At 75.2% G+C, this 7317-nt stretch carries 7 protein-coding genes; 2 read left to right on the top strand and 5 right to left on the bottom strand.

Annotated features, from left to right (window positions below; genetic code table 11):
• From ABD323_RS38370 to ABD323_RS38360, 3 genes are all read right to left on the bottom strand, one after another.
• Positions 1-643 (bottom strand): NADH-quinone oxidoreductase subunit C (locus ABD323_RS38370; protein ID WP_344446739.1); only part of this gene is annotated, 643 nt, incomplete at its 3' end.
• A complete protein-coding gene (locus ABD323_RS38365; protein WP_344446738.1) occupies positions 640-1275 on the bottom strand; it encodes an NADH-quinone oxidoreductase subunit B in 636 nt (211 codons plus the stop codon). The genes ABD323_RS38365 and ABD323_RS38370, both read right to left, overlap by 4 nt.
• Complete coding sequence (locus ABD323_RS38360) at positions 1266-1682, bottom strand: NADH-quinone oxidoreductase subunit A (protein WP_344446737.1); 417 nt, start codon at positions 1680-1682, stop codon at positions 1266-1268. Before ABD323_RS38360 ends, ABD323_RS38365 begins: the two co-directional genes overlap by 10 nt.
• Before the next feature lie 321 nt (positions 1683-2003).
• On the opposite strand from ABD323_RS38360, the gene ABD323_RS38355 reads away from it, so the two are divergent.
• The gene (locus ABD323_RS38355) at positions 2004-3218 is read left to right on the top strand and encodes a sensor histidine kinase (RefSeq protein WP_344446736.1); all 1215 of its coding nucleotides are present in this window, start codon (positions 2004-2006) and stop codon (positions 3216-3218) included.
• A gap of 97 nt (positions 3219-3315) precedes the next feature.
• Here ABD323_RS38355 and ABD323_RS38350 read toward each other — a convergent pair whose 3' ends face one another.
• Positions 3316-4443: a S1C family serine protease gene (locus tag ABD323_RS38350; protein WP_344446740.1), complete on the bottom strand. Its 1128-nt coding sequence runs from the start codon at positions 4441-4443 to the stop codon at positions 3316-3318.
• Positions 4444-4772: 329 nt separating this feature from the next.
• On the opposite strand from ABD323_RS38350, the gene galE reads away from it, so the two are divergent.
• The gene (galE, locus tag ABD323_RS38345; protein ID WP_344446735.1) at positions 4773-5774 is read left to right on the top strand and encodes a UDP-glucose 4-epimerase GalE; all 1002 of its coding nucleotides are present in this window, start codon (positions 4773-4775) and stop codon (positions 5772-5774) included.
• On the opposite strand, the gene ABD323_RS38340 is transcribed toward galE, so the two are convergent.
• The coding region (locus ABD323_RS38340; protein WP_344446734.1) for a PQQ-binding-like beta-propeller repeat protein at positions 5771-7317 on the bottom strand (1547 nt) is incomplete at its 5' end. The two genes, galE and ABD323_RS38340, sit on opposite strands and share 4 nt — an antisense overlap.

Here is a 7317-nt window from a genome sequence, read left to right as displayed (position 1 = left end):
CTCTGGGGCCCGCTGCACGGCGGCGCGCGGCCCGCGCGGGGCGCTCGGCCACCGGCGGCAGGGTGCCCTTCAGCGGCCCCCAGTCGTTCGGGTCCGGCACCCCGGCCGGCTGCATCTTGCGCCGGGCGGGGCCGTCACCGTGGTCGCTCTCGCCCGGCTCCTTCGCCCCCGGCCAGGCCTTGGCGACCCGGGCGGCCAGCACGAACTCCTTGCGCAGCGGATGCCCCTCGAAGCCCTCGGGCAGCAGCAGCGGCAGCAGGTGCGGGTGGCCGGTGAAGCCGATCCCGAACATCTCGTACGTCTCCCGCTCGTGCCAGGCCGCCCCGGCGAAGACGCCGCCCGCGGTCGGCAGCGCGGCGCCCTCGCGCGGCACCCGGGTGCGCAGCAGCAGGTGCCGCACGCCCGCGCCGTCCCCGACGGCCGCCAGGTGCACGCTCACCGAGAAGCCCTCGCCCAGCTCGTCGACCGCGCTCAGCCAGTCGAAGAAGGTCAGGCCCAGCCCGTCACGGGCCGTCGTGAGCGCCTCGATCCAGTGCTCGGCGGGCACGTCGACGGTCACCAGGTCGTACGCCTGCGCGGCGCTCGCCCAGGGCCCGATCGCGGCCGCCGCCTCCGTGGGCGTCCGCCACTGCGCCGCGGTCACTGGGCACCACCGGGGCCGGGCACCAGCGGGCGGCGCAGCGCCTCGGCCGGCGGGGCGGCGGCGTAGCGCTCGGGCAGCGACTCGCCGGCGATCTTCTCCTGCAGCTTGAGGATGCCCTGCAGCAGCGCCTCGGGGCGCGGCGGGCAGCCGGGCACGTACACGTCGACCGGGATGATCTGGTCCACGCCCTTGGTGACGGAGTAGGAGTCCCAGTAGGGCCCGCCCGAGTTGGAGCAGGCACCGAAGGAGATGACGTACTTCGGCTCCGGCATCTGCTCGTAGAGCCGCTTCACCGCGGGCGCCATCTTGTCGGTCACGGTGCCCGAGACGATCATCAGGTCGGCCTGCCGCGGCCCCGGGGCGAAGGGGATCACGCCCATCCGGATGAAGTCGTGCTTGGCCATCGACGCGGCGATGAACTCGATCGCGCAGCAGGCCAGTCCGAAGTTGAAGCACCAGAGGCTGTAGCGGCGGCCCCAGTTGAGCACCACCTTGACCGGGTCCGGGGCGAGCCGGGCCAGCGGTCCCAGCCGCCGCGGCTCGAGCGCGCCGGGGCCGGGGCGGGAGGCGTCGGGCAGCCCGAGCGGGACGGGTCCGGCTCCCGCGGAGCCGTGCGAGTGGGTCACGTCCATTCCAGAACGCCCTTCTTCCAGGCGTAGAGCAGCCCGACCGCGAGGAAGCCGAGGAAGACGAACATCTCCACCAGCGTCCCCGTCCCGTACCCCGCGGCGGCGAACACGGTCGCCCACGGGAAGAGGTAGATCGCGTCGACCGCGAAGATCACGTAGAGGAACGCGTAGACGTAGTACCGGATCTGGGTGTGCGCCCAGTCCTCACCGACCGGGTCCACTCCGCACTCGTAGGTCAGCAGCTTCTCCGGCGACCAGACGACCGGGCGCAGCAGGCGGTTGGCCGTGAAGGCCACCGTCACGAAGAGCACGCCGATCACCGCGAGCAGGCCGACCGCCGCGTAGGCGTCGAAGTAGCCACTCCCCACCGCGGGGTCGGCCGCGAGGGCAGCGGCCCGGGGCCCCTCCATGCGTTCGCCTCCACATCGGCAGTGCCGCGGCCGGCGGCCGCGTGTCGACCGGCCTCACCGCATGTCTTTACTCATCCATAGCCTTGTTATGGCGTGAGTCTAAGACCACCGCCAGGTCCCACCCGCACCCTGCCCGACCTGCAAGACGCCCGGTGGACACCGGGCGGCGCCCACCTCGTACCCGCACCCCGGTGATCAGGTGGGGTTATCCCCCGGTGAAGAGTGGCCCCAACCCCCGTGCGCGCGACCGGCCGCACCCGCCAAGCTGGACCCCGATGGGACCGGCCCACTCACCTTGACGGACAGGACGGACCGCACACGATGAAGCCCTCCGGCGACCGGCCACGCGACGCCCGCCCGCTGTACGGTGCCCAGCTCTGGCGCGAGGTGCGGCACAACCTGGTCAACCTGCCGCTGGGGATCGCCGCGTTCGTCTTCACCGTCGTCATGCTCAGCGTCGGCACCGGGCTGAGCATCACGCTGATCGGCCTGCCCCTGCTCTCCGCCGGACTGCGCGGCGCCCGCGCCCTGGGCGGGGTCTACCGGCGCCGGGCCCGGGCCAGCCTGGGCTGCGAGGTGCCCGAGCCCGAGCCGCTGACGCCCTCGCGCCCGGGCATCGCCGGCTCGGTGATCGCCTCGGTCTCCGACTCGCTCAGCTGGCGCTCGGTGCTCTTCTGCCTCCTGATGCTGCCCTGGGGCATCCTCACCTTCACGGTGACGCTGGTCTTCGTGATCGTGGGCTGGCCGGCGCTGCCCTGGGTCTCGCGCTTCCTGGCCTCGGTGCACCGGTTGCTGGTCGAGCTCCTGCTCTGCCCGAGCGCGCTGTCGGTGCGGGTGCGCGACCTGGAGGAGGACCGCGGGGCCGTGGTCGACACCGCCGCCGCCGACCTGCGCCGGATCGAGCGCGACCTGCACGACGGCGCCCAGGCGCGGCTGGTCGCGCTCGCCATGGACCTCGGGCTGGCCAAGGAGAAGCTGTTGGAGACCGAGCTGACCCCCGAGCAGGAGTCCGCGGCGCGGATGGTCGGCACCGCGCACGGCGAGGTGAAGCTGGCCCTGCAGGAGCTGCGCGACCTGGCCCGCGGCATCCACCCGGCGGTGCTGACGGACCGCGGGCTGGACGCGGCGCTCTCCGCGGTCTCCGCGCGCTGCACGGTGCCGGCCGGCGTCAAGGTGAACGTCGACCTGAGCAGCCCGGACGGCACGGTCGAGCGCCCCGACTCCGCCGTGGAGGGCATCGCCTACTTCACCGTCAGCGAGTTGCTCACCAACACCTCGAAGCACGCGGGTGCCACCAGTGCCTCCGTCGACGTCTGGCGCTCGGCCGACCGACTGATGCTCCAGGTCGCCGACGACGGGCGTGGCGGCGCCACGGTGCCCGGCGGGGGCTTCCGGCCCGGCGGCGGGCTGGCGGGCCTGGCCGAGCGGGTGCGCGCGGTGGACGGCGTCTTCCTGGTCGAGAGCCCGCAGGGCGGCCCGACCAAGGTCACCATCGAGCTGCCCTGGCACACCCGGGTCGCCCGGGCCCGCCAGTGAACGGGCGGCCCGCTCGGAGCGGGGCCGGGCGGGGCCGGCGGCGGCGTCCCTTGCGCGGTGCGCCGCCGCCGGGGCTGCTGCGGCCCGAGCCGCCGGCTCAGGCCCCCAGGGTCCCGAGCGTGACGTCGGCGGTCCTGCTCTGCCCGTCCCGGGTGTAGGTCACGGTCGTCTGGGCGCCGGGGCTCAGCGAGGCCAGCGCCGTGGTGAGCGCGCCCAGCGAGTCGACCGGGGTGTCGCCGACCTTGGTGATCACGTCCCCCGGCTGCAGTCCGGCCGCGGCCGCCGGGCCGCCGGAGGTCACCGTCACCACGACCGCCCCGGCCGGCTTGTAGTCGCTGCCGTAGTAGGTCCGGGCGCTGATGCCCAGCGCGGCCCGGCCGGAGTTGGTGACCTTGCCGTCCTTGATCAGCTGGTCGGCGATGCTGGTGATGGTCGCGCTCGGGATGGCGAACCCGATCCCGGGTGCGGCGCTGCCGCCCAGGTCCGGATCGGTGGCGGCCAGCGTGTTGATCCCGATCACCTGGCTGGAGAGGTTGACCAGCGCTCCCCCGCTGTTGCCGGGGTTGATCGCGGCCGAGGTCTGCACCATGTTGGCGATCGTGGCCCCCGGCGAGCTGCCGCCCTGGGGCTCGCTCACGGTGCGGGCGATGGCCGACACGATGCCCTGGGTGACGCTGCTGGAGAGTCCGAGCGGGCTGCCCATGGCCAGCGTGATCTGGCCGATCTGCACCTTGCCGCTGTCCCCGAAGACGGCCGGCTTGAGGCCGCTGGGCAGGCTGCTGAGCCGGATCACCGCCAGGTCCGAGTCCGGGTAGCTGCCGACCAGGGTGGCGTCCAGCGTCTTGGTGCTGTTGGCCAGGCTCACCTGGAAGGTGGTGGCCGTGCCGACCACGTGGGCGTTGGTGACGATGTCGCCCTTGCCGTCGTAGACGATCCCCGACCCCAGCCCCGAGGCGGTGGTGACCTGCACCACCGAGGGCAGCACGTTGGCGATCACCCGCTGGTAGTCGTCCTGGAGCTGGTTGCTCACCGAGGGGCTGGCGCCGGCCGAGGAGGCCGAGGAGGTGGCCGGGGCACTGGTCGAGGAGCCGGACGGGGAACCGGACGGCGAGGCGGCCGCGGAGCCGGTGGCGGCAGCGGAGGACGTCGTCGAGGAGGACGAGGAGGTGCTGCTGGTGCAGCCACTGAGCACCAGCGCGGCGCAGAGCACGGCGGCACCCGGCACGACGAGGGCGCCCGCCCCACCGCCGGCCGGCGCCGGCCCCTCGGCGACGGCCTTGGGACCGGTGGGACGGGGACCGGCCGGGTACGGCCGGGTGTGGTCCTTCTTGGGGTGCACCTGAGTTGCCTCCGGTTCCATGCGGGCGGGACGGCCACCCGCGCCGCCGGATCGAGGCCGGTCGGGGCGTGCGGGCGCGCCGAAGCCGGCCCGGATCGGCGGGACGAGTTTTGTCAGCATTCCACCCTTATGTCCGATTGACCGTGAAGGGCGCGCCGCCAGTGGCCGGGGCCGGCCTGCACCGCCCGGGGGCCGCGCCGTCCTACGATCCCGGCATGACATGGTTGGTCACCGGCGGCGCCGGCTACATCGGGGGCCACGTGGTCCGTCAGCTGCTCGAGGGCGGCGAGCGGGTCGTGGTGCTGGACGACCTGAGCAGCGGCGAGCGCTCCCGGGTGCCCGCCGGGGTCCCGCTGCTGCGGGGCTCGACGCTGGACCGCGCCGCCGTCGACGAGGCGCTGCGCGAGCACCGCCCCACCGGCCTGCTGCACATCGCGGCGCGCAAGGCGGTCGGCGAGTCGGTGGAGCGCCCGCTGGAGTACTACCGGGCCAACCTCACCGGCCTGCAGAACGTCCTGGAGTCCTGCGTCGAGCACGGCGTGCGGCGGGTGCTCTTCTCCTCCTCCGCCGCCGTCTACGGCCTGCCGGACGTCGACCCGGTCACCGAGTCCACCCCCTGCGCGCCGCTCAGCCCGTACGGCGAGACCAAGCTCGCGGGCGAGTGGCTGCTCGCCGCGGCCGGCCGGGCGCACGGGCTCTCCACGGTGGCCCTGCGCTACTTCAACGTGGCCGGCGCCGCCACGCCCGAGCTGGCCGACCTGGGCCGCTCCAACCTGGTCCCGATGGTCTTCGAGGCGCTGACCGCCGGCCGGCGCCCGCTGGTCTTCGGCACCGACTACCCCACCCCCGACGGCACCTGCGTGCGCGACTACATCCACGTGGCGGACGTCGCCTCGGCCCACCTGGCGGCCCTGCGCCGGCTCGCCGCCGACCCGCCGGGCGCCACCTCGCTGGTGCTCAACATCGGTCGCGGCGAAGGCGTCTCGGTCCGCCGGATGCTCGAGGTGATCGGCCGGACGACCGGCTACGACGCGACCGGACAGGACGCCCCGCGCCGCCCGGGCGACGCCGCCTCGGTGGTCGCCTCCGCCGAGCTCATCGAGCGCGAACTCGGCTGGCGGGCCGAGTACGGCATCGAGGAGATGATCGCCTCGGCCTGGCAGGGCTGGTGCGCACGCCACCCCGGCGCCCGGCGGGAGGGGTCGAAGGGGTCCTAACGTCCCTCGGGCACCGCCGTCCCGTACTGGGCGTCCAGCGCGTAGACGCAGCGGTCCTTGCTGCTGACGAAGACCCGCCCGTCGACCGCCACCGGAGAGCCCGTCAGCTCCCCCTTGGTCCCCAGCTCCCACCGCAGCCGGCCGCTCGCCAGGTCCAGCGTGTGCAGCGAGTGGTCCCGGCTGCCCAGGTGCACCAGCCCGTCGGCCGCCGCCGGTGCCCCGACGATCTCGCCGCGCGTCGCGTAGCGCCACAGCTCGCGCCCGTCGTTCACGTCGAAGGCGTACAGCGTCTCCCCGCTGGCGATCAGCGCCGCGGAGCCGGCCAGCACCACCGGCTCGGCGCCCTGCCGGCTGGCGGTGCGGCCCTGCCAGCGCGGCCGGCCGGTGGCGCCGTCCAGCGCGTAGAGGGTGCCGAGGTAGTCGGCCACGTACACGCACGGCGTGCCCGAGTCGTCCAGCGTCGGCGGGGTGAAGAGCACCACCGGCGCGTCGAAGCGCCAGCGCTGGGCCCCGGTGACCGCGTCCAGCGCGAACACCCGGGTGCCCGCCGTGACGTAGACCAGGCCGCCGCGGACCGCCGGGCGCGAGGGGACGTCCTCGCCGACCGGGAAGGTCCAGCGCAGCAGCCCGCCGCGGGCGTCCACGCAGCGCAGCCGGCCACCGCCGTAGTAGTAGACCGCCCCGCCCACCAGGGCCGGGCCGGACTGCGGGTTCTCGTAGTCCTGCTGGGCGTCCTCGGCCCGCCACAGCTCGGCGCCGTTCGCGCAGGAGCGGGCCTGCACCCCGCCGCCGCGCAGGCCGCAGCAGAGCACGCCGTCGGCGGCGTCCAGCGAGTAGACCCAGCCGTCCAGCGAGGTGCGCCAGCGCTCGGCGCCGCCGGCCACGTCCACGGTGTACAGGTGCGGCCCGTCGGCGGCGTGCAGCCGGCCGGCGGCCACCGCCACCGCCCAGGCCACGTCGCGGGTCTTGTAGCGGCGCCGGCCCGAGGCGATGTCCAGGGCGTGCACCTCGAAGCTGGAGATGAACAGGGTGCCGTCGGCGACCACCGGCGTGCCCCAGACGTCGTTGGACATCCGGAACCGCCACGGCCGCCAGCGCCCCTGCGCCGGCTTCTCGGCCGGCGCGGGCAGCGCCACGGCCGAGGTGCCCGCCCGGCGCACCCAGTCGGTCTCGGCGGGCGTCGGACCGGTGGGCTGCACCGGCTCCACCGTGTGCGCCTGCGGCCCGGGTCCTATCCGCACCGAGGCCCCGGAGAGCTGGATCTCCTGGACCGGGTCGCGCCGGTGCCGGTGGGCGGCCCCCAGCTTCGCGGTGGCCACCTCGATCTCCGACTCGGGCCCGCCGGTCCCCTGCGCCGCACCGCGCACCGGTGCCTGCGGCGCGCCGTGCGCCGCACCCGGCTGCGCGCCCGGCAGCGCCCGGCCCAGCGGACCGAGCGCCCCGGTGCGCGGGTCGACCGCGTCAGGGCGGTGGCCGCCCCCCGCCGCGGGCGCGGCCGGCGGGCCCCAGTGGCCCCCCGGGCCGGGGGGGGGGGGGGGGGGCG

Origin of the sequence: Kitasatospora nipponensis (assembly GCF_039528135.1) — a bacterium.
GTDB lineage: Bacteria > Actinomycetota > Actinomycetes > Streptomycetales > Streptomycetaceae > Kitasatospora > Kitasatospora nipponensis.
This window is presented reverse-complemented; position numbering and strand designations above follow the sequence as displayed.